We start from the raw sequence: 25,416 nt of genomic DNA on the forward strand, positions 1-25,416 counted from the left end.
ATGAGCCAGCCCCTGAAGATCATTGAGACAGACACGGATCTGCGCGGGGGGCTTGCGGCTCTTCTGCAACTCGATCCAGCGCTTGCACCTGTTGCAGAAGTGGCCGGAGATTTGCCGCTTCGGCGTCGGCAGCCTGACTTTGCCGGTCTCGCTCAGGTAATTGTCGGTCAACAGGTGAGTGTTGCCAGCGCCGCCGCCATATTTGGCCGTCTGGTAGCGGCAACCTCTCCGCTCACACCGTCCGGCTTTCAGGCCCTGTCAGATGAAGAGTTGCTCGGACTGGGCCTCTCCCGGGCGAAGCTGAAGACACTGCGGGCTCTCAGCCAGTCCTGCCTGGACGGGCTTGACCTCAAAGCCCTGGCCAATCGACCGGCAGAAACGGCCCATGCGGACCTCTGCGCTCTGCCTGGAATCGGCCCATGGACTGCCGATGTTTATCTGCTGTTTTGCGCCGGCCACCCGGATATTTTCCCGACTGGAGACTTGGCGCTTCAGGTCGCCGTCGGTCGCGCCCTAAACCTGGGCGAAAAGGTACCGGCAAAAGACCTGATCACACTGACTCGAAAGTGGGCACCCTATCGCGCCATTGCCGCCCGACTGTTCTGGGCCTGGTACAAGGCCGACCGGCAAGGCCAGGAGACCCTGCCTGTCTGAGACGCTTCAGAGCATCTCCATTACGGCACGCTGCAGCAGCTCAAGGTCCTGAGGGCGAGACAGCCGGTGATCGCCATCAGGCACAAGCGAGAAAGTCACATCAGCCGCAGGCAAGGCCTGCACCAGCCGCATCGCATGTTGCCACGGCACATCCGGATCCTTGGCACCCTGAAGGATACGGACCGGACATCCGGTGACAATCTCCTTGCCGAGCAGCAGGTGCTTGCGTCCGTCCTCGATCAACCTGGCAGTGATCACATAAGGATCATCGCCATAGGCTGACGGCTGCGCCCAGCGCCCCTCGCGCAAAATGGTCTCGCGGATCTCGTCGGTGAAGCGCTGCTTCCACATCAGCTCTTCGGTGAAATCCACCGCCGGAGCAATCAGCACGAGCCCGACAATATCCGCCTGCTGACGCGACAGGGCCAGCAACAGCGCCAGCCAGCCTCCCATCGACGAGCCGACAATCACCGTCGGCCCATTGCAATGGCGGTCGAAAACCGCAACCGCATCTTCCAGCCAGTCAGAAACGCAGGCGTCCTCAAAGGTCCCGCCCGACTGGCCGTGACCTGTGTAGTCGAAACGGGTACAGGCAAGACCCTGTTCGCACGCGAATCCATCCAGGGCGACGGCCTTGGATCCCATCATGTCGGACTTGAAACCCGAGAGCCAGAACAGCTGCGGTCGCCCGGGTAGTGTCTCCGGGCGATGCATCACGGCAATCCGCCGCGACGAATCCTTTTGACCGGGCAGCGGATCACCAACGTCGAGGAATTGCGGATCATGGTCGGACATACTATGGCTCTGTCTCTGAATTCACCTGACGCCGATGTGACATAGCCGGCGCGGAAAAAGAAGGGCGAAACCCGAATGTCCGCCAAAGCAGCCACACCTCGCCGGAAAAACGCACCCGTCATCCTGCAGGTTATTCCAGATCTCGTCACCGGCGGTGCCGAACGCACCACCATTGATGTTGCTGCTGCCATTCAGGCCGCAGGCGGAACGGCACTTGTCGTCAGTCAGGGCGGCCCGATGGTGGCCGAACTCGAGGCCGTTGGCGCCCGACATATCACCCTGCCGGTCAAATCGAAGAACCCGATCACCCTGCTTGCCAACAAGCACCGACTGCAGCAACTCATTCGGCAAGAGAACATCGCGCTGGTCCATGCGCGCAGCCGCGCCCCGGCATGGTCAGCCCTTGGCGCAGCACGGGCCGAAAACTGCCCCTTCGTCACCACCTATCACGGTATTTACAATCAGTCCTCGGCCGTGAAAGGCCTCTACAACTCGGTCATGGCACGCGGTGATCGGGTGATTGCCAACTCCCGCTACACAGCAGCACTGATCACGGACCGGCACCCCTTTGCCGAAGGCCGATTACGGGTCATTCATCGCGGATCCGATCTCGAGGCCCTGCATCCAGGGTCGGTGTCAGCCGACCGAACACAGGCGCTGGCCCAAGCCTGGGATCTTCCAGCCGACCCTTCAGAGCGTGGACCCGTCATCATCAACATGGCCCGGCTGACCGCCTGGAAAGGCCAGAAGATCCTGATTGATGCTGCCGGGGAATTGGGCCGCAGAGGCGCGCCACCGGTGACCGTCTTGCTGGCTGGTGATGCACAAGGTCGCGATGCCTACCGGGCAGAGCTGCAGGAAAAGATTGATGGCTACGGGCTGGGTGGGTGGGTGCGCCTTGTCGGCCACTGTCAGGACGTACCAGCAGCCCTGGCTCTTGCGGACCTGGCTGTCGTGGCCTCGGTCGAGCCCGAGGCCTTTGGCAGGGCCGCAGTCGAAGCGCAAGCCGCCTGTGTCCCGGTGATCGTGTCAGACCTTGGCGCAGTGCCGGAAACCGTGCTCGCACCACCGGAAGTGCCAAGCAATCAGCGTACTGGCTGGCGGGTTCCCCCCGGAGATGCTGGCGCCCTGGCCGATGCTATCCAGCATGCGCTGGCCTTGCCTCCACAAGCAAAGCAGGAACTCTGCGACAGAGGCCTCGCTCATGCCCGCCAACACTTCTCGGTGGGAGCCATGTGTCGGGCCACGCTCAAGGTTTATGCCGAGCTGCTATAAGCGCACGCAATCCCAGCTCAGGCAGCCAGTGGATAGGTTTCTTCCACCACATAGGGCCCGCCCCCGACACTGGACTTTGCCGAAAACAGCACGAACCTCCCCGCTGTAAAGGTCGGAGCCTGGAAGTTGCCCCGTTCCGACAACCAACGGGCAACCTCCTCGCTCGTCGAGCTGCGACAGCGCGCAACAGTTACGTGGGGCATAAATTTGCGCCGCTCCGGCGGCAGATACAGCCGCTGCAGAATACGTTCCTGCTCCGCCTGCAACTCTGCCAAGGCCGCCAACGGTTGAACCCTTGCCCACACCGCATGCGGCTTGCCATTGCCGAAGGCACCCAGCCCGTTGAGCTGGATTTCAATCGGGTCTCGCCGGATACGATCCAGCGCATTGACCACTTCGTCGGCCGTTCGGTCGTCGATGTCGCCAATGAACCTCAAGGTGATGTGGTAATTCTCGGGATCGATCCAGCGCGCACCCTTCAAGCCGCCCCGGAGCATGGAAAGCATCATTCCGGTCTGTGCCGGCAGCTCAAGCCCTGTGAATAGTCGTGGCATGGGTCACCCCCTGCTGATACCGATGACTTCAACAGGAATCGAATTTTTGCTGCTCTGCAAGAGATTTCCCTAACCCTCTGGCTGCATTCGAAAACTTCAGTCGAAAGACATCCTGCAAAAAGCGACACGCGCATGAACGCTCCAAGCTGATTCTCATCCGCCTAACAAAAAAGGCCAGCAACAAGCCGGCCTTTCGTTGTCGTCAGTCCGCAAGCCTTACGGGCAAGGGTTTCCGGTCAGCTGATGGATCTCGTCGATCCGGTCCAGCACGTCATCTGACAGCTTCAATTCGGAAGCATCTATATCGGTCTTCAGCTGGTCCATTTTCGTCGCTCCGATGATGAGAGACGTAACAAACGATCTGCTTTCCGCAAATGCGAGTGACATCTGGGCCGGATCAAGCCCGGCCTCTTCAGCCAGCTTAAAATAAGCTTCCATGGCCTCATCGGCACCCACGCCTTCATAGCGCGAGAGACGTTCGAACAAGGTCTTTCGTGCGCCCGCAGGACGCGCCCCGTTGCGGTATTTTCCGGTCAGATACCCCTGAGCCAGTGCGGAATAAGCCAGAAGCCCAACATCTTCGCGCAGCGCCACTTCGGCCAGGTTCACTTCAAACGTCCGGTTCACCAGAGAGTAGGCGTTCTGGATGGAAGCGACGCGCGGCAGACCCCTGGTCTCGGCTTCCTTGACGTAGGTCATGGTGCCCCAGGCGCTCTCGTTGGACAGACCGATGTGGCGCACCTTGCCCGCCTTCACCAGCTTGTCCATCACCTCCAGCGTCTCGGCAATCGGCACTTCATCGGCAGCCGGCTCAACATCTTTCCAGCGCGTCGGGTTGGAGCCGAAGCCACCGGTGTTCCGGTCCGGCCAATGAATCTGATACAGGTCGATGTAGTCTGTCTGCAGATTGCGCAGCGACTGCTCAACCGCTTCCTCAATGTTCTTGGCATCCAGACGCGGCTTGGAGCCGTCCTTGCGGAACCAGTCCATATCGGTCCGGCCGACCACCTTGGTGGCGAGAATGACCTTGTCGCGACTGCTCCGCTCCTTGAACCATGTTCCGATGACGCGCTCGGTCCGCCCCTGGGTCTCGCGCTTCGGCGGGATCGGATAAAGTTCGGCGACATCAAAGAAGTTGATGCCCTTGTCGATGGCATAATCCATCTGGTCGTGGCCTTCGGCCTCAGAGTTTTGCTCACCCCAGGTCATCGTTCCCAGGCACTGGGAACTGACTTTCAGGTCGGTGCGGCCAAGACGGCGGTAATCCATAAGGAGTGTCCTTTAGGCTGTAAAATTCCGGATATGATGAAAAGCGGGCTGCCTTAGGAAGCAGACGCCCGCGAGAGAAGAGTCTCGATGACTGGTATCATATTGTCGACAATAACAGAAACCCCCTCGCCGTTCGGATGCATGCCATCTGCCAGGTTCAGCGCCGGGTCCAATGCCACGCCCTCGAGGAAAAACGGATAATAAACCGCGTCATTTTGCGTAGCGATATCCTGGAAAATGCCGTCAAAACTTGCGGCAAACCCTTCGCCGAGGTTGCGCTGGGCCATCATTCCGGCCACCAGCACCTCCACACCTTTTGCTTTCAACCGGCTGACGATTTCGCTCAGGTTCTTGCGGGTGGTCTCCGGTGGCAGGCCGCGCAGCATGTCGTTGGCGCCCAGTTCGACGATCACCGCGTCGACATCCTCGCCCACCGACCAGTCGAGCCGAGCCAGCCCGCCGGACGTGGTATCACCGGAAACGCTGGCGTTGGTAACGCTGACATCAAGCCCCTTCGCCTGCAGCGCTTTTTCCAATTGAACCGGAAAAGCGTCCTCCGGTGCTAGCTGATAACCAGCTGTCAAACTGTCGCCAAAGACGACAAGTTTCAGCGGTTCGGCCCAACTGGAAACCGTCATCAGCAACAGGCCCGCAAACAGTGCGCTCATGCGCATGGTACAATTTCGATACATTTTGCCTTCGCCTCGCCTCTGGATCAGCAGCAGTCAGACCCCATATGGTCGCGGGAGCCCGTCAGGCAAGATATTGCCGCAGGAATGGGGCCGCAACAGCGGCAACTTCACGACCAGATTGGGATAAGAATGGCAAATCAGCCGGCAATCGACCTGAAAAACGTTCATCTCAGCCTCGGACACGGCGCCGGCAGGGTCCACATTCTCAAAGGAATTGATCTGAAGATCGAATCCGGCTCCTCCGTCGGGCTCGTTGGACCTTCAGGGTCGGGAAAATCCACCCTCCTGATGGTCATGGCCGGTCTGGAACGCGCCGACAAAGGCGATGTCACTGTTGCCGGTCACGCGCTGCAGCCTTTGAGCGAAGACGCTCTCGCCCAGTTCCGGGGCCGCAACATTGGCATCATCTTTCAGTCGTTTCATCTGATCCCCAACATGACAGCACTGGAAAACGTCGCCGTTCCGCTGGAACTCGCTGGTGACTCAGCTGCCTTTGCCAAGGCGAAACGAGAGCTTGAGGCCGTTGGCCTCGCCCATCGCCTCAACCACTACCCCTCCCAGATGTCCGGGGGCGAGCAACAGCGCGTTGCCGTGGCGCGTGCTCTCGTTGTTCAACCAGAAATTCTGATAGCCGACGAACCGACCGGGAATCTCGACGAAACCACCGGCAAGCAGATTATCGATCTGATGTTTTCTGCCCAGCGCGACCGCGGCATGACACTGGTACTGGTCACCCACGACCTCAACCTCTCGGAACAATGCGACCGGGTGATACGCGTCCGCTCCGGCGAGATTGAAGAACCCAGCAAGGCACTGCAGGACCAGCTGGCATGAACAGCTTTTCCCCAGCCGCCCCGAGCGGCCTCCGCCTTGCCATGCGGTTTGCCTGGCGCGAGCTGCGCGGTGGCCTGAGTGGCTTCTATATTTTCCTGACCTGCATCGCGCTTGGCGTAGCGGCAATCACCGGCGTCACCTCGCTGTCGCGTTCTCTGACCGAAGGGATCTCGCAGGAAGGCCAGGCGATCCTAGGTGGCGACATGTCCTTTTCCATCGTCCACCGACAGGTGAGCGAGGCAGAGAGCACCTATTTGAGCGGCCTGGGTCAGGTTTCTGAAAGCGCAACCATGCGCGCCATGGCCCGCACGACAGACGATAGCGATCAGCTGCTGATTGAACTGAAGGCCATCGACGGTGCCTACCCACTCTACGGCGAGATGGAGCTGGCAAACGGCGGCACTCTGGCTGAGAGCCTTGCGCGCAATGAGGCCGGACTTTGGGGGGCTGTCGCCGACACTGCTCTGCTCAACAGACTGGGCCTGAAAAGCGGCGACATGCTGTCTATCGGCCGCACACAAGTGGAAGTCCGCGCAGCAATTGCCCGAGAGCCAGACAAGCTGGCAGGCGGGATGGAATTCGGCCCGCGCCTGATGATTTCCAGCGCAGCCTTGCCCGACACCGGTCTGATCCAGCCCGGCAGTCTTGTACAATGGCATTACAAGATAAAACTCGCGGACCAGTTGTCGGACACAGACTTGCGACAAGCGGTCGAGACTGCCCGTGACCGACAGCCGGAAGCCGGGTGGCGGATCCGCTCGCGCGCCAATGCAGCACCCGGTCTGCAACGCAGCATCGAGCGTTTCGCCCAGTTTCTCAGCCTTGTCGGTCTCACCGCTCTCGTCGTCGGCGGGGTCGGTGTCGCCAATGCGATCCGGGCGTTCCTGGAAACCAAGCGTCAGGTCATAGCCAGTCTGAAGTGCCTTGGCGCCACAGGCACCTTCGCCTTTCAGGTCTATCTCCTGCAAATTCTGGCCCTGACAGGTATCGGCGTTGCCATCGGCTTGCTGATTGGCGCCAGCCTGCCTTTCCTCGCCAGTCTGGCTCTGCAAAACGTGCTACCGGTCCAGTTGGTTGCTGGCATCTACCCCTCCGAGCTAGGCCTGGGCGTTCTCTTCGGCTTCCTCACCGCTCTGGCCTTTGCCCTCTGGCCTTTGGGACAAGCGCATGATGTCCCGCCGACCGCACTGCTTCGCGACCCCGGCTTCGGCACCAAGACCCGACCGCGCCGCAGATACCAGATCGCCACGTTGGTCACCGTGCTGCTGCTGGCAGGCATCGCGGTACTGCTGTCCTATGACAAATGGATCGCTGCGATCTATGTCGGTGCCGCAGTTGTAGCGCTGGTGCTGCTGTCGCTGATTTCCGTGGCGATCATGCGTCTGGCCCGAGCTATGCCACCGGTACGCTCCACCGCACTTCGCCTGGCCATCGGCAACATCCACCGCCCTGGAGCACTGACCCCATCCATCGTGCTCTCTCTCGGTCTAGGCCTGACATTGCTCGCCTCGCTTGCGCTGATCGATGGCAACCTGCGTCGGGAGTTGACAGCAACAATTGCCGACCAGGCTCCCAGTTTCTTCTTCGTCGACATACAAGGTCACGAGCAGAAAGCGTTTGAAGCCATGCTGCGGAAGAATGCCCCCACAGCCAACATTGACACTGTCCCGATGTTGCGAGGGCGGATCGTCTCTTTGAACGATATTCCGGCAAGCGACTACGACACCTCCGGAGGGTCAGGCTGGGTGCTGCGCGGGGACCGCGGCATCACCTATGAGCAGGATCTGCCAGAAAACGCCAAACTGACACAAGGCACCTGGTGGGAGCCTGACTATTCCGGTCCACCACTTGTATCCTTTGAGGACGAAGCCCTGCGCGAGTTGCGGCTGAAAATCGGCGACAAGATCAAGGTCAACGTGCTCGGCCGCGAGATCACCGCCGAAATCGCCAATGCGCGCGACGTCGAATGGCGGTCCCTGGCGATCAATTTCGTCATGGTTTTCTCGCCCAACACCTTCGCTGGCGCTCCGCATTCCTTCCTCATGACACTAGGATGGGATGAGGACGTTCCGGAAGAAAAGGACCTGGAGATCCTGCGGCAGGCGGCGCGGGACTTCCCGACCATTGCCACTGTGCGGGTGAAGGACGCCATCAACCAGGTCAACGATCTGGTCGCTCAGCTCGCCCTGGCCATTCGCGGCGCCTCTTCGATCACTCTGATCGCCAGTATTCTGGTTCTGGCCGGCGCACTCGCCGCCGGACACCGCAGCCGGATTTACGACGCGGTCATCCTCAAGACCCTCGGCGCCACCCGGGTCAAGCTGATCCTCGCCTACTCTCTGGAATACGCTCTCATCGGCTTGGCCACAGCAGTCTTCGCGCTGATCGCCGGCAGTCTCGCCGCATGGTTCGTCATCACCGAAATCATGCAGGGCAGCTTCATTTTTCTTCCCGGCACGGCTGTCATGGCCGTCGGGCTCGCTCTCGCCTTTACCGTCGGTTTTGGACTAATCGGCACCTGGAAGGTCTTGGGAGAAAAGCCCGCCAGCGTGTTGAGGAACCTCTAAATCAGTCAAAAACCGCGACAATAGTTAACGATCCTTAAGGAAGCGGCCATTAAATCAAAGATTCGTCAGGACCCGATTGGTTTATTGCTCCCAAGACCTTGTGAGGCGGGAACAAGTTCCCCATATTCGATATGAATTATTTTTTGGGCGACAAGCGCCCTAATTCTAATCTTGAGAGGATCTGGAATGTCGACCTTCAACCGAAACCCTGACACTTCGTATTCGGTGGCCGGCACCCGCGCCGACGCGGCAATCGATCAGGGCCTGCGCAGCTACATGCTGGGCGTTTACAACTACATGACGTTCGGCCTGGCCCTCACTGGCCTCTTCGCTCTGGGCACTGTATTCCTTGCAGTCACCCAGGACCCGAGCCAGGCAGTCGCTCAGATCGGTAACAGCTACCTGACATCCTTCGGCGCGACGCTGTATGGCTCGCCACTGAAGTGGGTCGTGATGCTCGCACCGCTCGGCATGGTGATGTTCCTGTCCTTCCGCATTCAGTCCATGAGTGCATCGGCAGCCCGCACCACTTTTCTCGTCTATGCGGCGGTCATGGGAATTTCCCTGTCCTCGATCTTCCTGGTTTACACCGGCGGATCCATTGCTCGGGTGTTCTTCATCACCTCCGCAGCCTTCGCTGGTCTGAGCCTCTTCGGCTACACCACCAAGAAGAACCTGTCGGGCATGGGCTCCTTCCTGATGATGGGCCTGATCGGTATCGTGATCGCGTCGATCGTCAACATCTTCCTGGGCTCTTCTGCCCTGCAGTTCGCGATCTCCGTGATCGGCGTGCTCGTGTTTGCTGGCCTCACCGCCTATGACACACAGCAGATCAAGGAAATGTACTTCCACGGCGACGGTGAAGAAGCTTCCATGAAGAAGTCCATCATGGGCGCCCTGCGTCTGTACCTCGACTTCATCAACATGTTCCTGATGCTGCTGCAGCTCTTCGGCAACCGCGACTAAGCGCCCCGAGGCGCCAGCCAGAAACAAGAAAGCCCGGTCTCAGGACCGGGCTTTTTCTTTGCGCGGTTTCAGATTTCAAGACGGTCTTCTTCAAAGCGGTCCAAAGCGCCATCCAGCACAAGGCCGTCGATCCAGGTCCATTGTCGCTCAGGCGTCGACCACCCGAAGATGTTTCTTTTTCTCCAGAACCCTCAGCACCTGCGTCAGGTCATGGCCTCGTTTGAGGATCAAACCTCCCGCAGCCACCACTGAGAACGCACCCTGTCGCCGTGCCATCTTCGGATCTTTTTCGATCCGGTAGAGTGGCATCTCCGAAGTATGGCGGAAGACGGAAAACACCGCCTTTTCCTTCATCAGGTCGATGGCGTAGTCACGCCACTCGCCATCCGCGACCATCCGTCCGTAAAGCCGAAGAATGGTGTTCAGCTCTTGTCGGTTGAAAGCCACCAACGGTCGGACTGGTGGTGAGGGCTGGGTGCTGGTGACACTCACCACGGCCCGATTGCTCTCCTGGGACGATCCGTTTTCCGTCTCGCTCATTCAGCCTCCTCGCGAACCCGGCCGCACCTGGAGCTCCATGACAGAAGCGTCCGTTGCCAACCGCATCAACCCAGTTTGTCATCTAAGCAACACACTCCGCAAGTCCCCGGCGGATTTAGCCATCGACAGGCTCCAAACGGGTGCATTTTCACCAGGGCGAATTGCCCAAAAGTGAGAAACAAAAAATCTCTTTTCTGCCGCATTCCAGCCAATCACCAGCCATTTTGGCCGCCCATATTACACTCATACCCTGGTGAGCCTGACGAACTCGGCTCCGGAACGCACTAGCCCCCCAGCCCCCTGGGGCCTGAGAATGTCAGGTAAGGTACTTGAGTATACATCAGGGCAACTGAAGGGCCGGCTAACGCCGGCCCTTTTCCTATTCAGGCCCGATGTTCCAACCGCGCACTCTCCTGCACATCTGCCGCCACCCGATTTGATCCCCCCATCTGATTGCCCTTCCCTAAGAACATCACCAACCGATCAGACGTTTTAATTCCGCTTGTTTTGAGCGCGAGCGCCTGTGTATCCTTCCCGGATGATGACCGATCATGTCGATGTGCGGCCGGCCACGCAGAGCGACTGTCACGATCTGGCCGAGATCCATGCGCTGGCATGGTATGGCGCCTATCAAGGCCTGCTTCAGGGCGTCGAATTGCAGCGCCTTGTGGCACGCCGCACGGCCGACTGGTGGCAAGGCGCCCTGCACCGCGGCGTCAACATCACAGTCCTCGAAGTCTTGGGCAAACCCGCTGGTTACGCCACTTTCGGCACCAGCCGGCTAAGCGCCTTGCCTGAGGGCGGCGAGATCTACGAACTCTACATTCGTCCCGACCATCAGGGATTGGGGTTCGGGCGGCAGTTGTTTCTGGCTGTGCGCAAGGATCTGGCAGCCCGACAACCCCACAACGGGCTTGCGGTTCAGGTTCTGAGTGAAAACCAGCCTGCCCGCAATTTCTACCGTGCGCTTGGCGGAAAACTTGCCGCCTCCTCCAGCTACCGCAGTGGCGACACCACCCACGACCTGTCGATCTATGCCTGGCCCGGTGACACCCGATAACCCGCATGCCACATGATGGCATTTCTCTCTTTGTCTTGCTGCGCTCTACCAGACAAAATCACTTGCCTTGCCGAGGATCTTAGGCGGCTCTTCACAGCTCGTGTTGCCAGCCAGTCGATCAGCCGCCTCACGCGCCAAAGCATTGGCATTGCGGTTGGCCTGCGCATCGACCCTGGCAATCTGGCAGGTCGCGCCTGGCACCAACTGGGTCACGACCAGAACCTGCCCCGGGTTTCGGCCATCCTGAGCACTGACATGCCACCGCAAAATGGTGGCAAAGGCCACACCGTCCCGCAGGCGCCATTCCAGCGTTTCGCCTATCGTATTGAAGCCTGAAAGGGTCTGGTTCACTGCAGGCTCTTTTGCAGCTCCAGGACCGAAGGAAACAAACATACGCAGATCGCCTTCCGCCACGCTGACAGGCGTTCCACGATACCCATCGCAGCTCCAGGATCCCCCGAAGGTGCTTTCCTCACTTGCCATCGCCAGAGAGCGGCAGGTCTCCAGGATAATCTTGGTATAAACGCTGTCGATGTCCTGGGCCTGAGCGCCAAGACCAGAGCCGAAGAACACCGGGATGAACAGCCAGGCAGCCGGAAGCTTGGGAAACGGATGTTTTGCAAAAGACATTATGAATGGGTCCCCACCCGACTGCTTTCAGCACCTCAGATCTACGCCTGAAAGGCTGAGAACATTCATCGTAAAGTTGCATTGCAGCAATAAAGGCTTGCACTCGATCATTCTGACTGTAATAGACCCACGGACAGCTCAAAGGAGTCAAGCAGCATGCGTATTGATGCGGTGCCGATCGGCAAGAACCCGCCTGAAGACATCAACGTCATCATTGAAGTTTCGGTCGGCGGCGAGCCGATCAAATATGAAATGGACAAGGACGCCGGCGCCATGTACGTCGACCGCTTCCTGTACACGCCGATGCGCTACCCCGGCAACTACGGCTTTGTGCCGCACACCCTGTGTGGTGACGGCGACCCGATCGACGTCATCGTCGTCAACCAACGCCCGATCGTGCCGGGCGCCATCATGAGCTGCCGCCCGATTGGCGTTCTGATGATGGAAGACGAAAGCGGCCAGGACGAAAAAATTCTCGCGGTACCGTCCAGCAAGCTCAGCAAGCGCTATGACAACGTCCACGACGTTTCCGATCTGCCGGACATCACCATCGCGCAGGTGAAGCACTTCTTCGAACACTACAAGGATCTGGAACCCGGCAAATGGGTGAAGGTCAGCGGCATCGAAGGCGTGGAAACCGCAAAGCGGCTTATTCTTGAATCCATCGAACGCGCAAAAACGGCCTAATCGGCAAAGTTTACTGCATGTGATGTGAGATGGCCTGGAGGCCGCGGAGAAGCGCTTGTCAGCGTTCGACCGCGGCCTCAATGCGTTCCATATCCTGATCCGACAGGCCGAAGTGATGGCCGATCTCATGGATCAGCACATGGGCGACGACTTCACCCAGACTTTCGTCGCCACCGGCCCAGTAGTCGACAATGGCGCGTCGAAACAGCCAGATCCGATTGGGCATCTGGCTGCTGACCAGCGAAGACACCTCTTCGGTGAAAGGGCTGCCTTCGAAAATTCCCAACAGCTCATACGGGTCCTCGATCCCCATCGCGTCCAGCAGATCATCCGGCGCGAAGTCTGCCAGCGTGACCTGTAACTGCCCACAGCGGGACAGGAACTCATGCGGGAGCTGCGCCAGGGTTTCGCTGGCCATGGCCTCGAAGGCAGCCAGATCAGGTGCACGCCGATCAGCCCAAGCATTCGACCGTGGCGGATGGATAGAGGCCATAAAGAGTTCCCGGTTTGCACAGAGCCCCGTCGCAACGCAGCCTGGAGCGCGACGAGACCAACAGTTTAGTGTGCGGTCAAGCCGCAGCCACTTACAAGTATGTCAGAAAAAGATGGATAAGCAGACCCAGGGCGAAGATCAACCCGGCGGATCTGCCGATCCGCGTCGCCCAGATCTCCACCGGATCGGTCTTTGCCTTGTCGGCAGCCCCGAGATGATCCTGAGCCCGTTTGGCCATGCGCACGAAAGTCGAGCTGCCGATCGTCTCGCTTTCCGCCGCCACACGGTCGAGATCACGAAAGGCGCGCGCGCGCCGGGCGTCCGCTTCGGAGGTCCGCTCGACCCGATCGCGATTCTTGTTGTCGCTCATGACCGCCCTTTGCGTCGTACGCAGAGGGCGCCGGCAAGAAGCGCCAGAAGCGCCAGCCCGAACGAGGCAACCGCATTCCAACCAGCAAACGAAAGCCCCAACAGCCGCCAGCTTGCTTCCGTGCACGACACGATGCGCACACTCTTCAACCCGCTCAACATGTCCGCAACATTGGTCGTCGGACCGGATCCGCCACCGCAATCATTCGGCCCGGCCCAGAAGTCCCATTCCGCACCCGCCTGATATGCGCCAAGTCCCGAGCCATAGGCAAAGACAATCCCAACGAACACCAGACAGGAAAGCGCCATCATGCTCTTGCCTTGCCGCTGCATGACGAAGGCGAAGGCCATAAACGGCATCGCGACATAATAAGGGATACGCTGCTGCAGACAGAGCTTGCAGGGAACATAGCCGCCAATAAGCTGAAATCCCCACGCCGTTCCGATAACCGCCATCGCAGCGACAAACAACAACGCGATAACGTGAAGTGGCTTCAAGTTTCGTAGCATTCCGATGTTCAAACCAATCTCAGTGCGGCAAATCCACCGACCAGCAACACCACGAAGACGGTGAAAACAAGACCGAGGCGCTTTTCGATGAAATCACGAATGGGCGGACCAAAGAAGTAGAGCAGGGCCGCCTCGATGAAAAAGCGCAAGCCTCGCGACACAACACTGGCCACGATGAAGATCGGCAGACTGAGCCCGGCCGCCCCCGAGGCAATGGTGATCACCTTGTAGGGAAAGGGTGTGATGCCGGCGAAAAACACGAACCACCAGCCGTATTCGGTGAAAATCCCGCTGAATTCCTCAAAGTAATGCAGCTTGCCATAGAAGGCGAGGATAGGTTCTGCCACCTGCTGAAACAGGAACATGCCGATGGCATATCCAAGAACACCGCCAAGCACGGACATCACCGTACACAGGGCCGCGTAAAACCACGCCTTATCGCGGCGCGCGATGACCATCGGCACCAGCAGCAGATCCGGCGGTAGCGGAAAGACCGAACTTTCGATGAACGAAACGGCGCCCAGCGCATAAGGCGCGCGAGGTCCGGCGGCAAGGGACAAGGTCCAGTTATAAAGACGTCGCAACATGCGGAATGCCTTAGCTTGTCAACCGCAGCTTGTCATCAGGAATCCTTGGTAAACGTCTCGATGGACTGGCGAAAACCGGCAAGGTACCCTGCAAATCCTCATGCCTGCGCCTCAAGAGCTGTGCACAGGCGTCTGTACAAGACGGCTTCAGACGCGAAGAGGATTGACGCAAGGCTTTGCCTCGGTATTATCGCGCCTGCCTTTCAGCCCCCCTGGCGGAATTGGTAGACGCGTCGGATTCAAAATCCGATTCTTTCGGGAGTGCCGGTTCGATTCCGGCGGGGGGCACCATTTTTCCAAATTTCAAGTAGTTCCGTAGCCCTCTTGCTTTAGGGCTCTTCTGCTTGCCGTATCCCCCGAAATCCCCCTTCCCTTCGCCTTCCCGTCAAGAACCTGTGCGATGAGTGCTTGGGCAGCAGGCGGGCTTTGAGATCTGCTGGCCAACGCTTGAAAATTGAGGCCGCCTTGGCCCGGTAAAATGCAATCCGTGCGCTTTATCTGGACAGGCTTCCCTCCGCTGGATTAGGCTTTCGCCATGACGTTAGAACGGGAAATAGAACTCAAGCTGGAAGTCTCCCCTGAGGCTCTGGAGCGGATGAAATGCGCTGTGCCAACCGAAGGCTTCAGCCAGAGCGAGCCGCAGATCAAGTGGCTGAAGTCGCTCTATTTTGACACGCCGGATCAGGCTTTGCGCCAGCGCAGAATTTCGCTGCGTGTGCGCGAGATTGCTCCAGATCAATTCGTCCAGACACTGAAGCTGGGCACAGGCGTGACCGGGGGGCTTTCCAGAGCCATCGAGATCGAGCGACCGGTCACGGGCCGTGGCCTCGACCTCGCCTGCATCGACGACCCGAAAGCCCTCGCGGTGCTGGTGGACGCACTGGCAGGGAAACCTCTGCTTCCAGCCTTCGAAACGGTAATCGAGCGCACCACCCGCACCATTACCGCCCACGACGAGACCTGCATCGAGGTGGCCTTTGACAGTGGCGAAATCGTCGCCGGGCAAGACCGGACCCCTCTGGCCGAGCTGGAGCTGGAATTACAGTCCGGCTCTCCCGAAGCGCTGTTTTCCGCTGCCGAGTGGATCGCCGGATCCATTCCCTTCCGGTTTTCGCCTTACAACAAGTCTGAACGTGGCTTTCGCTTCGTCACCGGCGCACCCGCGGAGAGTGCCGTCAGGCGCGCCGACACCATCAAACTGAAGCCAAGCCGCAGTACCGAGACCGCTTTTGTGGCGATCCTGTCGAGTTGCCTGACCCAGGTGTCCGACAACCGGCTGGCAGTTCTCCAAGAAAACGGCACTGAAGCGCCGCACCAACTGCGCGTTGGCCTGCGCCGCCTGCGATCCGCCTTCCGGCTTTTCCGTCCGCTGCTGGTTGACGACCCCTGGGCGGCAGGACTGGCTGACGAAGCCCGAGAACTGGCTGCCTCTGTCGAGACAGTGCGAAATCTCGACGTCCTGCAGCTCGATATCGTCGCGCCCGTCGAAAAGGCCCTGCCCGGATCGCTGAACTGCGCTGCCCTCCTCACCACTTTGGCTGCTCAGCGCGATGAAGCGCATCAACTGCTGGTGGACAGGCTGCACCAATCCCACTGGAACCGGTTTCTGCTGGCTCTGACGGCATATCTATCCCTGCGGGGATGGCGAGAAACCGCCTCTTCATCAATTCAAGAGCGGTGGAACCAACCGCTGGAAACCTTCGCCAATGAGGCTTTGGCAAAACAGTGGAAGAAGGTGATCGCCTACGGTGATCGATTGGATGACCTCGACATTCCCGAGCGCCACGAAATGCGCAAGGCGCTGAAGAAGCTACGGTATGGCCTGGAATTCTTCGGATCGCTCTATCCGCAGCCGAAACTGAAACCCTATCTGAGACAGCTGAGAAAACTGCAGAACGTCTTCGGTTATCTGAATGACGTGGCAATGGCAGAGCGCCTTCTGGACCATGTGCCGGACCTGGAGCCCGAAAGCGCCTTCGCCGCCGGATACTGCCTGGCCCATCACAAGGCACGCTCAGACCGCAAATGGCAGCGCGCCCAGGAGCTCTGGCAAAATCTTGAAGCCACGAAGCCCGTGTGGAAGTAGCACTCCCTGCGTGACCGACGTCAGCCGTCGTTCTCGATCACCAGCTGAATTCGGTCGGCGGCCATGCGAGAGCGGGTGTATTGCACTGGCTGGCCATCCGGCCCCACATTGACGCTCTCCACCACAAGTACCGGCTGGCCTTCGCCAAGGCCGAGCTGTATCGCATCCGAGGGCTCGATCAGCTCGGCCGTCACCTTTGTACTCTTGCGGGTGTAGTCGGTCACACCGGCCTGTTTCATGCACTCAGTGAAGGAATTACTGGCGTCATAGATCTCCGGAAGGTTGCCAAACCGCGCCTTTTCCAGCCAGCTCGTCGACACCAGAACCGGAAATCCATCGACCACCCGCAACGTGCCGATCCGCCACAGCGGCGTCCCGATGTTGACGCCCAGCTGGGTCGCGATCAACGCATCAGCCTCTTCCTCCGCAGCAGCGGTCATCTTCCCCGTGGGGGTCTTGTCCTGCGCCGAGACGATTTCAGAAAATCGCGTGCGCCGACTGATCGGATACGCCAAAGGCGTGGAGGCAACATACGTCCCCCGCCCCTGGTCGGCGCGCAAAATTCCGTCGTTGGTCAATGCCGCGATGGCGCGCCGAACCGTATGACGGTTGACGTCGAAACGAGCGGCAATTTCGGCCTCCGTCGGCACCCGTGCATCCTTGGCATAGGTGCCCGAGGCGATTTCTGCCTTCAGCCACTCGGCGATTTGCCGCCAGAGGGAGATGCCCGCTCCGCGATCGATTTTAACCTGCTGCGTCATGCCCTTGTCATCAAACCTCGGTAGCAGAGTGTCAACACAGTTATTCGTCTATACAAATAGACAATTACCTGATTTGATCAAGCTCGAACTGACCTGCCCAGCGGAAGCGACACCATGGATCCCCACTCAGAATCAGCCAAGATGGCATCCGGCCCCAAGCCGACACCACCTTCCACGCCGAAGACCGCAAGACAACAGGCCATGGCGCTGCTTGCCAGTGCGGACCCGGCCCAGCTGACCGAGATGGTCGACGCTTTGCCGGTCTCCACCGCACACGAGATTGTTCGTCCAGCTGAGACGGGTCTGGTGATGGCGCGCGGTCGCATGGGTGGCACCGGCAGCCCGTTTAATCTGGGAGAAGTCACCGTCACCCGTTGCGTTGTCCGTCTGTCATCAGGAGAGGTCGGCAGCGCCTACACCCTTGGCCGCAACAAGCAGCACACTCGAAACGCCGCACTCTGTGACGCGCTCTGGCAGCATCCGGCCCACACGGTCGTGATTGACAGCATGATCATCACGCCTCTGGCCGAGATGCGTGATGCCGCCCGCCATCTGGTAAAGGCAGAAACCGCAGCCACTAAGGTCGACTTCTTCACCATGGTTCGAGGAGACGACTGATGGTCGCACCACACGCCGCCACACCGTCGCTCACAGCCGCTCTCGCGCCCGGTTTTGCCGATCCGGTCCATGATGCCCAGCGCTGTTTTCGCGCCTTGATGCAGACGATGGCGCGTCCCGGCACGATTCAAGCTTATGCCAACGAGACAATCGCCCCGCCGACACCCCTGTCGCGGACGCTTGCCGCCTTGGCGCTCACTCTGATCGACTACGACACTCCCATTTGGCTCGACCCAGCCCTGGCACAAAATCCGGCGGTTGCAGGATACCTGAAGTTCCACACCGGCGCCCCTTTGGCCGAAACGCCTGGCGACGCTGCCTTCGCTCTGATCGGCGACCCGGCAGCGCTGATGCCCTTGAGCAATTTCAATCAGGGCACGCTGGAATATCCGGACCGCTCCACCACTTTGCTCATGCACATGCAGACACTGGACGCCGCAGCGCAAGTCACCCTGGAAGGCCCGGGCATCAAGACTTCGCAACCCTTCGGCGCAGCACCGCTGCAGCCCATGTTCTGGGACCAGCTCACTGCCAACAACGCCCAGTTCCCCCGAGGGGTCGATGTGATCTTCGCCGGAGCGACAGGCTTTGCGACTGTTCCCCGCTCCACCCGCATCACGAAAACGGAGGCCTGAGCCAAATGTATGTAGCTGTCAAAGGCGGCGAAAAGGCCATCCGCAACGCCCACAAACTACTGGCCAAGCAGCGGCGCGGACGAACCGACGTGCCGGCCCTCACCATCGACCAGATTGCCGAACAATTGGCGATCTCCGTGGCCCGTGTCATGGGCGAAGGCTCGCTCTATGACGAAGCGCTGGCCGCGCTTGCCATCAAGCAGTCCCGTGGCGATCTGATCGAGGCCGCGTTCCTCATCCGGGCCTATCGCACGACCTTGCCGCGCTTCGGTTACTCCGAGCCCCTGGACACGGCCAACATGCTTGTCGAACGGCGCATTTCCGCCACTTACAAGGATTTGCCCGGCGGCCAGCTGCTGGGCCCGACCTTCGACTATACCCACCGGCTGCTGGATTTCACCCTGGCAGCAGAAGGCGAAGCCCCGCTGGACGCCGTCGAGACCGCAGCCATCGACGAAGGCCCCATGCCCCGCGTTACGGACCTGCTGTCAGACGAAGGCCTGATGGAAACCGATCCGCTTCCGCAAGAGGATGATGTTGTCGGCGATCTGACCCGCGAGCCCCTGTCCTTCCCCGCCGACAGGGACCTGCGCCTGCAGAATCTGGCCCGCGGCGACGAAGGCTTTCTGCTGGCCTTGGCCTACTCCTCCCAGCGCGGCTATGGGCGCACTCACCCCTTCACCGGCGAAATCCGCTATGGCGCGGTGGAAGTCGAATTCTTCGCCGAAGAGCTGGGATTTGCCGTCAGCCTGGGCGAGATCAAGCTGACCGAGTGCCAGATGGTCAACCAGTTCGACGGCTCGGCCAAGACCCCGCCGAAGTTCACCCGCGGTTACGGGCTCGTCTTCGGGCAGGTGGAACGCAAGGCCATGGCCATGTCGATGGTCGATCGGTCCCTACGCTGGGAAGAGCTTGGCGAGGAATGCACCGCTCCGGTTCAGGACGCGGAATTCGTGCTCTCCCACTCTGACAACATTCAGGCCACCGGCTTCGTCGAACACCTCAAGCTGCCGCATTACGTTGACTTCCAGGCCGAGCTCGACCTGGTCCGCCGCATGCGCAAGGAGTGGTTTGCAGCGCGCGAAAAACGCGATGAAGACCTCGGCCTGAGCGAGACCAAGGAACAGGAGGCAGCAGAATGAGCGCCCATCCGGACACCGCAACGTCGCCCGATGAAGGCCACTACAACTTCGCCTATCTGGACGAACAGACCAAACGCATGATCCGCCGCGCCATCCTGAAAGGCATCGCCGTGCCCGGCTATCAGGTGCCTTTTGCCTCCCGCGAGATGCCCATGCCCTACGGCTGGGGCACTGGCGGAGTGCAGGTGACGGCAGCCATCCTCGGCGCCGATGACACGCTGAAGGTCATAGATCAGGGCTCGGACGACACGACCAATGCCGTCTCGATCCGTGGCTTCTTTGAAAAGACCGCCGGCGTCGAAACCACCACCCGGACCAGCGAAGCATCCATCATTCAGACCCGCCACCGCATTCCGGAAGCCCTCCTCACCGAGGATCAGGTGCTGGTGTATCAGGTGCCGATCCCCGAGCCCTTGCGCTTCCTCGAGCCGCGCGAAACCGAAACCCGAAAAATGCATGCGCTCGCCGAATACGGTCTGATGCATGTGAAGCTCTACGAGGACATCGCCCGCAACGGCCACATCGCGACAACCTACGCTTATCCGGTGGAAGTCAACGATCGCTATGTGATGGATCCCTCGCCCACGCCCAAATTCGACAATCCAAAGATGCACGAGATGGCCGCCTTGCAGCTGTTCGGTGCCGGTCGTGAAAAGCGTATCTACGCCATTCCGCCGCACACCAAGGTCAAGAGCCTCGACTTCGACGATCACCCGTTCGAGGTGCAGAAGTTCGAAAAGCCCTGCGGCCTGTGTGGCGCGGAAAATGTCTACCTCGACGAAGTGATCCTTGATGACAAGGGCGGACGGATGTTTGTCTGCTCTGACAGCGACCATTGTGAAGACCGCCGGTCCCATGGGCATCTGGGCGAGATGGCAGCCGACCCGGCAGCCAGTCACCTGGCTTCGACAGGCGAGGAGCGGGCATAACATGACGGATCAGACCACAATGCTCGAACCGAACTTCGTGCCCTACCAGGAAAACGACGAGCCATTGCTGCGCGTCAGCGGCGTCACCCGCTACTATGGCGACCGTCTCGGCTGCACCGATATCTCGTTCAATCTGTGGCCCGGCGAAGTGCTGGCCATCGTCGGTGAAAGCGGCTCCGGCAAGACGACGCTGCTCAACTGCCTGTCGACCCGCCTCGCACCAACTGCCGGCGCCATCGAGTACCGGATGCGCGACGGGTCCATGCGCGACCTCTACCAGTTGACCGAAGCCGACCGCCGTCTGCTGATGCGCACCGACTGGGGCTTTGTCCATCAGAGCCCGGCTGACGGCCTGCGCATGACCGTCTCCGCCGGCGCCAATGTCGGTGAGCGTCTGATGGCTGTCGGAAATCGTCACTACGGCAACATCCGCGCCACGGCCACCGACTGGCTGGAACGGGTGGAGATCGCCACCGACCGCATCGATGACCCGCCCCGCGCCTTCTCCGGCGGCATGCGCCAGCGTCTGCAGATCGCCCGCAATCTCGTTACTCACCCGCGCCTTGTCTTCATGGATGAGCCGACCGGCGGCCTGGATGTCTCGGTGCAGGCCCGGCTGCTCGACATGATGCGACGCCTGGTGGCCGACCTGGGCCTATCGGTGATCATCGTCACCCACGATCTGGCCGTTGCCCGCCTGTTGTCTCATCGCATCATGGTCATGCGCCACGGCAAGGTGATTGAAACCGGGCTGACCGATCAGGTACTCGATGACCCCCGCGAGCCCTACAGCCAGCTCCTGGTTTCTTCCATTCTTCAGGCCTGAGGACAGACACGATGCCCGTACGCCTCTATCTCAACTCCGTCGGCAAGTCCTTCGTCATGCACCTGCAGGACGGCATTTCCCTGCCCGTGGTCTCCAATGTCGATTTCGCCGTGGAAACAGGCGAATGCGTCGTTCTTGGCGGGCCATCGGGGGCTGGAAAAAGCTCGATCCTCAAGATGATCTACGGCAACTATCGCTGTGACGAGGGCCAGATCCTCGTGGTCCGCGGCCCCGACGACATCGTCAACATCGCCGATGCCGCGCCGCGCCGCATGCTGGCCCTGCGTCAGGACACCATTGGCTACGTCTCGCAGTTTCTGCGGGTGATCCCCCGCGTTTCCGCCGTCGACGTGGTTGCCGAACCGCTGATTGGCCAGGGCGCGGATGAAAGGACCGCCACTGCCAGGGCACGGGAGCTGTTGGCACGGCTGAATGTACCTGAAGGTCTGTGGTCGTTGCCCCCTGCAACCTTCTCCGGTGGCGAACAGCAGCGGGTGAACATCGCACGCGGCTTCATTGCCAATTATCCGGTGCTGCTGCTGGATGAACCCACGGCCTCGCTGGACGCGGCCAACCGTGCCGTGGTCGTCGAACTGGTGGACGAAAAGAAAGCGCAGGGCGTTGCGATGCTCGGCATCCTGCACGATCTGGATGTGCGCGAGCGGATTGCCGACCGTATCATCGACGTGACCAACTTCCGCCAGGCTGCCTGAGGAACAACCACCATGGCCGAGACCAAGTCAGCCAAGATTGGCGAAACCCGGATCGACGAGACTGTCAAACTGCGTGAGGCCCGGATAGGCCGCCGTTGCGAGATCCTGCGCGAAACCGCCATCGAATATTCCAGCCTCGGCGACTATTCCTATCTCGGCAGCTTCTGTGAGATTGCAGATTGTGAGATCGGCCGTTTCACGGCCATTGCCAATCGGGTGCGCATCGGTGCGCCAAATCACCCGATGGACCGGCCTTCACAGCATCGTTTCACCTATTGTCCGGAGTATTACGATGCCGACCAGACCCGCGACACCGGCTTTTTCTCAGAACGCCGCGACGCCCAAGTTATCATCGGCAATGACGTCTGGATCGGCCATGGCGCGATCATCCTTCCAGATGTCACGGTTGGCGATGGGGCGGTTATCGCTGCCGGTGCTGTGGTCACAAAGGATGTTCCGCCCTATACGATTACAGGCGGTGTTCCGGCCCGACCGATCCGCCAGCGATTTACCGCAGAGATTGTCGCTAGCCTCGGCCGGATCAAATGGTGGGACTGGCCCGACGCAGAGATTTTCGCCAATCTGCGGAAATTCCAGTCCGACGACATGGAAAGCTTCTGCCGCGCGTTCGACCCTGAGTTCACCGGCTCCTGCAACCGTCATCCTGCCGACACGGTGACCCCTTAAGCGCTGCCAGTGCGCCGACCTGTTTTGGAAGATCCGACCTATATGCGTTACGCAATCTATTTCGCCACGCCTGAAACCAGCTCCTTGATGCAGCTCGGAAACCGTTGGCTGGGCCGGGATCCCTTCACCGGGCAGGCTCTTGATCAACCGGCAATCGACGGTCTGAGTGCTCAGCGTTTCGCAGAGCTGACGACCGATCCGCGCCGCTACGGTTTTCACGGCACCTTGCGCGCGCCTTTTCATATTCGCGACGGACTGCATGAAGCCGATCTGCTCCGTGTCTGCGAAACCTTCGCGGCCCGGACCGCGCCGTTCACCACCACCGGATTGAGCGTCAATGCTCTGGGGCGCTTTCTGGCGCTGACACCAAGTGAACCGGACGCGGCGCTGAACACATTCGCCAACGCCTGCGTGCGCCATTTCGAACCCTGCCGGGCGCCGCTTGATGACGCTGACCTAGCCCGTCGTCGCAGGAGTGGGCTTACCCCTCGCCACGACGAACTTCTGCAGGCCTGGGGCTACCCTTATGTCTTTGACGCGTTCCGCTTCCACATGACGCTCTCCAACAAGCTGGAAGACGACGTGGAACGCAGCACCCTGAACGCTGCGGCGCGGGCGTTCTTCGCCCCCGTCACCGGTGAGCCGATGCACATCCAGACCTTTGGGCTGTACCAGGAAGTTGAGCGCGGAGCGCCCTTTACCGTCCATACGATTTTTACCCTCGCCGGCGCACACATCCCGGCTGAGGCAGACCCGACCACGTGAGGACCTCATGACCGCCACCCCCGCAATCTTCAAGAACGCCCGCCTGGTTCTGCCCGACACGGACATGCAAGGCACGCTCGTCGTTCAAGATGGCCGGATCGCCGACATCTCCGCAACGACTTCAGCACCCGGCCATGACTGTGACGGTGACTTTCTGCTGCCTGGCCTGATCGAGCTGCACACCGATCATCTGGAAACCCACTACGCACCGCGCCCGAAAGTGCGCTGGAACCCGGTCGCCGCCGTCCAGGCCCATGACGCCCAGATCGCCTGTGCCGGTATCACCACCGTGTTCGATGCCCTGCGCGTCGGCATGGACGAAGACGCCGATCTGCGCGCACCTGACATGCGCAAGCTGGCAGATGCCATTGAGACCGGCCTTGCGGAGAACCGCCTGCGCTCGGATCACTTTATTCACCTGCGCTGTGAAGTCTCTGCCCCGGACGTGCTCGACAGCTATGCCCTGTTCCACAAGGACCCGAAGGTGCGGCTGATTTCACTGATGGACCACACACCCGGTCAGCGTCAATTCGTGTCGCTGGATGCCTACCGCATCTATTATCAGGGCAAGAAGGGTTTCTCCGACGAGCAGATGGACGCCTTCATCGAGGCGCGCAAAACCCGCGCCGGGAACATCGCGCCGGACAATCGCCAGGCCCTGGCCAAGGAAGCGCAAGCGCTTGGGGTGGCCATCGCCAGCCATGACGACGCCACCATCGAGCACGTTGAGGAAGCCATCGCGCTGAACACCAGGATCGCTGAATTCCCGACCACACTCGAAGCTGCAAAAGCCTCCAGAGACGCCGGCATGAGCGTCCTCATGGGCGCGCCAAATGTTGTGCGCGGCGGTTCCCACTCCGGCAATGTGTCGGCACGAGAGCTGGCGGAAGCCGATTGTCTCGACATTCTGTCCTCAGACTACATTCCCGCTTCGCTCATTCAGGCTGCGTTCCAGCTGGCCGCTGAAGTCGAGGCGATTTCATTGGCAGATGCTGTTGCCAAGATCACCTTCAACCCGGCAAAAGCCATCGGCCTTGGCGACCGGGGCTCACTACAGACGGGTCTGCGTGCCGATCTTGTGCAGGTGAAGATGATTGGCGATGTGCCGATTGTCCGTGGCGTCTGGCGCGAAGGGCGCCGGGTGGCGTAAGCAGGCAATCATGAGCGACACACTGACCCCGACACCCGCTTCTGACGGACAGCCTCTTGAGGTCACATCCGAGCCTTTGGGGCCGGGACGACTCGTTCTCGTCGTCGGCCCAAGCGGTGCCGGCAAGGATACCTTGCTGAACGGCGTCCGCGCCGCCATCGGCACGCGCGACACCTGCGTCTTCGCCCGCAGAATGATCACCCGTGAAACGGATGGCGAGACCGAAGATCACATCTGCCTGTCGCAGGAGGAATTCAGCCAGCTGAAAACCACCGGAACCGTCGGTCTTCTATGGGAGGCGCATGGACTTGGCTATGTCATTCCTCAGGCTTACGACGACCGCATCCGCGCCGGGCATATGGTCATTGCCAACGGATCCCGCCGGGCTCTTCCGCAAGCCCTGGCAAAATACCAGAGCGTGACGGTTCTGCTGATCACGGCGCCAGTCGACGTTTTGGCGACCCGCCTGGCCGCACGTGGCCGGGAAACGCGAGAAGAGATCGAACGACGGCTGGCCAGCGCCGATCTGGAAGTCAATGGCATCGATAACGTCATCCGCATCGAGAACACCGGTTCGGTCGAAGAGGGTGTCATGAAGGTCCTCGCCGCCCTCGACCTCTGA

Annotated in this window: 29 protein-coding genes and 1 tRNA gene; 19 read left to right on the forward strand and 11 right to left on the reverse strand. The window is 60.2% G+C overall.

The features are described from left to right. Positions 1–654: a DNA-3-methyladenine glycosylase family protein gene (locus J0X15_RS16115; protein WP_209015395.1), complete on the forward strand. Its 654-nt coding sequence runs from the start codon at positions 1–3 to the stop codon at positions 652–654. A 6-nt stretch (positions 655–660) separates the two neighbouring features. Here J0X15_RS16115 and J0X15_RS16120 read toward each other — a convergent pair whose 3' ends face one another. Then, entirely contained in the window at positions 661–1,449 is a 789-nt protein-coding gene (locus J0X15_RS16120) for an alpha/beta hydrolase (protein WP_206942872.1), read from the reverse strand. Between the two features lie 75 nt (positions 1,450–1,524). Between J0X15_RS16120 and J0X15_RS16125 the strand changes: the two genes are divergently transcribed. Then, positions 1,525–2,724: a glycosyltransferase family 4 protein gene (locus J0X15_RS16125; protein WP_206942873.1), complete on the forward strand. Its 1,200-nt coding sequence runs from the start codon at positions 1,525–1,527 to the stop codon at positions 2,722–2,724. A gap of 17 nt (positions 2,725–2,741) precedes the next feature. Here the strand turns inward: J0X15_RS16125 and thpR are convergent, their stop codons facing one another. From thpR to J0X15_RS16140, 3 genes are all read right to left on the reverse strand, one after another. Then, positions 2,742–3,278 carry an RNA 2',3'-cyclic phosphodiesterase gene (gene thpR / locus J0X15_RS16130; protein WP_206942875.1) on the reverse strand — a complete coding sequence of 179 codons (537 nt, stop codon included), beginning with the start codon at positions 3,276–3,278 and terminating at the stop codon, positions 2,742–2,744. 216 nt (positions 3,279–3,494) lie between these two features. Continuing rightward, positions 3,495–4,547, reverse strand: coding sequence for an NADP(H)-dependent aldo-keto reductase (locus J0X15_RS16135; protein ID WP_206942877.1), 1,053 nt, complete (start codon positions 4,545–4,547; stop codon positions 3,495–3,497). Positions 4,548–4,600: 53 nt separating this feature from the next. Beyond that, positions 4,601–5,239, reverse strand: coding sequence for an arylesterase (locus J0X15_RS16140; protein ID WP_231710452.1), 639 nt, complete (start codon positions 5,237–5,239; stop codon positions 4,601–4,603). Positions 5,240–5,368: 129 nt separating this feature from the next. On the opposite strand from J0X15_RS16140, the gene J0X15_RS16145 reads away from it, so the two are divergent. The 3 genes from J0X15_RS16145 (at position 5,369) to J0X15_RS16155 (ending at position 9,606) form a co-directional block, all read left to right on the forward strand. Then, the gene (locus J0X15_RS16145; RefSeq protein ID WP_206942879.1) at positions 5,369–6,073 is read left to right on the forward strand and encodes an ABC transporter ATP-binding protein; all 705 of its coding nucleotides are present in this window, start codon (positions 5,369–5,371) and stop codon (positions 6,071–6,073) included. Then, on the forward strand, positions 6,070–8,640 hold the full coding sequence (locus J0X15_RS16150) for an ABC transporter permease (RefSeq protein ID WP_206942881.1): 2,571 nt from the start codon (positions 6,070–6,072) through the stop codon (positions 8,638–8,640). Before J0X15_RS16145 ends, J0X15_RS16150 begins: the two co-directional genes overlap by 4 nt. 186 nt (positions 8,641–8,826) lie before the next feature. After that, on the forward strand, positions 8,827–9,606 hold the full coding sequence (locus tag J0X15_RS16155) for a Bax inhibitor-1/YccA family protein (protein ID WP_206942883.1): 780 nt from the start codon (positions 8,827–8,829) through the stop codon (positions 9,604–9,606). A 147-nt stretch (positions 9,607–9,753) separates the two neighbouring features. On the opposite strand, the gene J0X15_RS16160 is transcribed toward J0X15_RS16155, so the two are convergent. Then, entirely contained in the window at positions 9,754–10,146 is a 393-nt protein-coding gene (locus J0X15_RS16160) for a DUF2794 domain-containing protein (protein ID WP_206942885.1), read from the reverse strand. Between the two features lie 541 nt (positions 10,147–10,687). On the opposite strand from J0X15_RS16160, the gene J0X15_RS16165 reads away from it, so the two are divergent. Beyond that, the gene (locus J0X15_RS16165) at positions 10,688–11,206 is read left to right on the forward strand and encodes a GNAT family N-acetyltransferase (protein ID WP_209015396.1); all 519 of its coding nucleotides are present in this window, start codon (positions 10,688–10,690) and stop codon (positions 11,204–11,206) included. A 45-nt stretch (positions 11,207–11,251) separates the two neighbouring features. On the opposite strand, the gene J0X15_RS16170 is transcribed toward J0X15_RS16165, so the two are convergent. Further along, on the reverse strand, positions 11,252–11,836 hold the full coding sequence (locus J0X15_RS16170; protein ID WP_209015397.1) for a hypothetical protein: 585 nt from the start codon (positions 11,834–11,836) through the stop codon (positions 11,252–11,254). Between the two features lie 156 nt (positions 11,837–11,992). Here J0X15_RS16170 and ppa point away from each other — a divergent pair, with 156 nt between their 5' ends. Continuing rightward, positions 11,993–12,523, forward strand: coding sequence for an inorganic diphosphatase (ppa, locus tag J0X15_RS16175; protein WP_206942889.1), 531 nt, complete (start codon positions 11,993–11,995; stop codon positions 12,521–12,523). Between the two features lie 58 nt (positions 12,524–12,581). Here ppa and J0X15_RS16180 read toward each other — a convergent pair whose 3' ends face one another. The 4 genes from J0X15_RS16180 to J0X15_RS16195 all read right to left on the reverse strand — a co-directional run bounded on the left by J0X15_RS16180 (position 12,582) and on the right by J0X15_RS16195 (position 14,482). Continuing rightward, entirely contained in the window at positions 12,582–13,016 is a 435-nt protein-coding gene (locus J0X15_RS16180; RefSeq protein WP_206942891.1) for a metallopeptidase family protein, read from the reverse strand. Between the two features lie 91 nt (positions 13,017–13,107). Continuing rightward, positions 13,108–13,386: a hypothetical protein gene (locus J0X15_RS16185; RefSeq protein ID WP_206942893.1), complete on the reverse strand. Its 279-nt coding sequence runs from the start codon at positions 13,384–13,386 to the stop codon at positions 13,108–13,110. Then, a complete protein-coding gene (locus J0X15_RS16190) occupies positions 13,383–13,895 on the reverse strand; it encodes a disulfide bond formation protein B (protein ID WP_206942896.1) in 513 nt (170 codons plus the stop codon). Before J0X15_RS16190 ends, J0X15_RS16185 begins: the two co-directional genes overlap by 4 nt. A gap of 8 nt (positions 13,896–13,903) precedes the next feature. Beyond that, entirely contained in the window at positions 13,904–14,482 is a 579-nt protein-coding gene (locus tag J0X15_RS16195) for a YqaA family protein (protein WP_206942898.1), read from the reverse strand. Between the two features lie 206 nt (positions 14,483–14,688). Between J0X15_RS16195 and J0X15_RS16200 the strand changes: the two genes are divergently transcribed. Next, positions 14,689–14,773: transfer RNA gene (locus J0X15_RS16200), tRNA-Leu, on the forward strand. 244 nt (positions 14,774–15,017) lie between these two features. Next, on the forward strand, positions 15,018–16,568 hold the full coding sequence (locus J0X15_RS16205; protein ID WP_206942900.1) for a CYTH and CHAD domain-containing protein: 1,551 nt from the start codon (positions 15,018–15,020) through the stop codon (positions 16,566–16,568). A 20-nt stretch (positions 16,569–16,588) separates the two neighbouring features. Here J0X15_RS16205 and phnF read toward each other — a convergent pair whose 3' ends face one another. Further along, a complete protein-coding gene (gene phnF / locus J0X15_RS16210; RefSeq protein ID WP_206942903.1) occupies positions 16,589–17,329 on the reverse strand; it encodes a phosphonate metabolism transcriptional regulator PhnF in 741 nt (246 codons plus the stop codon). A 114-nt stretch (positions 17,330–17,443) separates the two neighbouring features. Here phnF and phnG point away from each other — a divergent pair, with 114 nt between their 5' ends. Genes phnG through phnN form a run of 10 tightly spaced genes read left to right on the forward strand, consistent with a single transcriptional unit; the run spans position 17,444 to position 25,416 of the window. Further along, positions 17,444–17,947 carry a phosphonate C-P lyase system protein PhnG gene (gene phnG / locus J0X15_RS16215; protein ID WP_408015350.1) on the forward strand — a complete coding sequence of 168 codons (504 nt, stop codon included), beginning with the start codon at positions 17,444–17,446 and terminating at the stop codon, positions 17,945–17,947. Next, a complete protein-coding gene (gene phnH, locus J0X15_RS16220) occupies positions 17,947–18,582 on the forward strand; it encodes a phosphonate C-P lyase system protein PhnH (protein WP_206942904.1) in 636 nt (211 codons plus the stop codon). The genes phnG and phnH overlap by 1 nt, the downstream gene beginning before the upstream one ends. A gap of 5 nt (positions 18,583–18,587) precedes the next feature. After that, positions 18,588–19,724 carry a carbon-phosphorus lyase complex subunit PhnI gene (locus J0X15_RS16225; protein WP_206942906.1) on the forward strand — a complete coding sequence of 379 codons (1,137 nt, stop codon included), beginning with the start codon at positions 18,588–18,590 and terminating at the stop codon, positions 19,722–19,724. Then, a complete protein-coding gene (locus J0X15_RS16230; protein ID WP_206942907.1) occupies positions 19,721–20,653 on the forward strand; it encodes an alpha-D-ribose 1-methylphosphonate 5-phosphate C-P-lyase PhnJ in 933 nt (310 codons plus the stop codon). Before J0X15_RS16225 ends, J0X15_RS16230 begins: the two co-directional genes overlap by 4 nt. A gap of 1 nt (position 20,654) precedes the next feature. After that, a complete protein-coding gene (phnK, locus tag J0X15_RS16235; RefSeq protein WP_231710453.1) occupies positions 20,655–21,479 on the forward strand; it encodes a phosphonate C-P lyase system protein PhnK in 825 nt (274 codons plus the stop codon). Positions 21,480–21,490: 11 nt separating this feature from the next. Continuing rightward, entirely contained in the window at positions 21,491–22,192 is a 702-nt protein-coding gene (phnL, locus tag J0X15_RS16240) for a phosphonate C-P lyase system protein PhnL (RefSeq protein ID WP_206942910.1), read from the forward strand. Between the two features lie 12 nt (positions 22,193–22,204). Next, positions 22,205–22,879, forward strand: a complete 675-nt coding sequence (locus J0X15_RS16245; protein ID WP_206942912.1) for a DapH/DapD/GlmU-related protein — start codon at positions 22,205–22,207, stop codon at positions 22,877–22,879. Between the two features lie 42 nt (positions 22,880–22,921). Further along, positions 22,922–23,644: a DUF1045 domain-containing protein gene (locus J0X15_RS16250; RefSeq protein ID WP_206942914.1), complete on the forward strand. Its 723-nt coding sequence runs from the start codon at positions 22,922–22,924 to the stop codon at positions 23,642–23,644. Between the two features lie 7 nt (positions 23,645–23,651). Continuing rightward, positions 23,652–24,794 carry an alpha-D-ribose 1-methylphosphonate 5-triphosphate diphosphatase gene (locus J0X15_RS16255; protein ID WP_206942915.1) on the forward strand — a complete coding sequence of 381 codons (1,143 nt, stop codon included), beginning with the start codon at positions 23,652–23,654 and terminating at the stop codon, positions 24,792–24,794. Between the two features lie 10 nt (positions 24,795–24,804). Then, positions 24,805–25,416: a phosphonate metabolism protein/1,5-bisphosphokinase (PRPP-forming) PhnN gene (phnN, locus tag J0X15_RS16260; RefSeq protein WP_206942918.1), complete on the forward strand. Its 612-nt coding sequence runs from the start codon at positions 24,805–24,807 to the stop codon at positions 25,414–25,416.

This window comes from Roseibium limicola, assembly GCF_017313085.1.
GTDB lineage: Bacteria > Pseudomonadota > Alphaproteobacteria > Rhizobiales > Stappiaceae > Roseibium > Roseibium limicola.

Coding starts and splice junctions, on each gene's coding strand:
- J0X15_RS16115 (WP_209015395.1), top strand. CDS start 1: ATGAGCCAGCCCCTGAAGATCATTGAGACAGACACGGATCTGCGCGGG.
- J0X15_RS16120 (WP_206942872.1), bottom strand. CDS start 1,449: ATGTCCGACCATGATCCGCAATTCCTCGACGTTGGTGATCCGCTGCCC.
- J0X15_RS16125 (WP_206942873.1), top strand. CDS start 1,525: ATGTCCGCCAAAGCAGCCACACCTCGCCGGAAAAACGCACCCGTCATC.
- thpR (WP_206942875.1), bottom strand. CDS start 3,278: ATGCCACGACTATTCACAGGGCTTGAGCTGCCGGCACAGACCGGAATG.
- J0X15_RS16135 (WP_206942877.1), bottom strand. CDS start 4,547: ATGGATTACCGCCGTCTTGGCCGCACCGACCTGAAAGTCAGTTCCCAG.
- J0X15_RS16140 (WP_231710452.1), bottom strand. CDS start 5,239: ATGTATCGAAATTGTACCATGCGCATGAGCGCACTGTTTGCGGGCCTG.
- J0X15_RS16145 (WP_206942879.1), top strand. CDS start 5,369: ATGGCAAATCAGCCGGCAATCGACCTGAAAAACGTTCATCTCAGCCTC.
- J0X15_RS16150 (WP_206942881.1), top strand. CDS start 6,070: ATGAACAGCTTTTCCCCAGCCGCCCCGAGCGGCCTCCGCCTTGCCATG.
- J0X15_RS16155 (WP_206942883.1), top strand. CDS start 8,827: ATGTCGACCTTCAACCGAAACCCTGACACTTCGTATTCGGTGGCCGGC.
- J0X15_RS16160 (WP_206942885.1), bottom strand. CDS start 10,146: ATGAGCGAGACGGAAAACGGATCGTCCCAGGAGAGCAATCGGGCCGTG.
- J0X15_RS16165 (WP_209015396.1), top strand. CDS start 10,688: ATGACCGATCATGTCGATGTGCGGCCGGCCACGCAGAGCGACTGTCAC.
- J0X15_RS16170 (WP_209015397.1), bottom strand. CDS start 11,836: ATGTCTTTTGCAAAACATCCGTTTCCCAAGCTTCCGGCTGCCTGGCTG.
- ppa (WP_206942889.1), top strand. CDS start 11,993: ATGCGTATTGATGCGGTGCCGATCGGCAAGAACCCGCCTGAAGACATC.
- J0X15_RS16180 (WP_206942891.1), bottom strand. CDS start 13,016: ATGGCCTCTATCCATCCGCCACGGTCGAATGCTTGGGCTGATCGGCGT.
- J0X15_RS16185 (WP_206942893.1), bottom strand. CDS start 13,386: ATGAGCGACAACAAGAATCGCGATCGGGTCGAGCGGACCTCCGAAGCG.
- J0X15_RS16190 (WP_206942896.1), bottom strand. CDS start 13,895: ATGCTACGAAACTTGAAGCCACTTCACGTTATCGCGTTGTTGTTTGTC.
- J0X15_RS16195 (WP_206942898.1), bottom strand. CDS start 14,482: ATGTTGCGACGTCTTTATAACTGGACCTTGTCCCTTGCCGCCGGACCT.
- J0X15_RS16205 (WP_206942900.1), top strand. CDS start 15,018: ATGACGTTAGAACGGGAAATAGAACTCAAGCTGGAAGTCTCCCCTGAG.
- phnF (WP_206942903.1), bottom strand. CDS start 17,329: ATGACGCAGCAGGTTAAAATCGATCGCGGAGCGGGCATCTCCCTCTGG.
- phnG (WP_408015350.1), top strand. CDS start 17,444: ATGGATCCCCACTCAGAATCAGCCAAGATGGCATCCGGCCCCAAGCCG.
- phnH (WP_206942904.1), top strand. CDS start 17,947: ATGGTCGCACCACACGCCGCCACACCGTCGCTCACAGCCGCTCTCGCG.
- J0X15_RS16225 (WP_206942906.1), top strand. CDS start 18,588: ATGTATGTAGCTGTCAAAGGCGGCGAAAAGGCCATCCGCAACGCCCAC.
- J0X15_RS16230 (WP_206942907.1), top strand. CDS start 19,721: ATGAGCGCCCATCCGGACACCGCAACGTCGCCCGATGAAGGCCACTAC.
- phnK (WP_231710453.1), top strand. CDS start 20,655: ATGACGGATCAGACCACAATGCTCGAACCGAACTTCGTGCCCTACCAG.
- phnL (WP_206942910.1), top strand. CDS start 21,491: ATGCCCGTACGCCTCTATCTCAACTCCGTCGGCAAGTCCTTCGTCATG.
- J0X15_RS16245 (WP_206942912.1), top strand. CDS start 22,205: ATGGCCGAGACCAAGTCAGCCAAGATTGGCGAAACCCGGATCGACGAG.
- J0X15_RS16250 (WP_206942914.1), top strand. CDS start 22,922: ATGCGTTACGCAATCTATTTCGCCACGCCTGAAACCAGCTCCTTGATG.
- J0X15_RS16255 (WP_206942915.1), top strand. CDS start 23,652: ATGACCGCCACCCCCGCAATCTTCAAGAACGCCCGCCTGGTTCTGCCC.
- phnN (WP_206942918.1), top strand. CDS start 24,805: ATGAGCGACACACTGACCCCGACACCCGCTTCTGACGGACAGCCTCTT.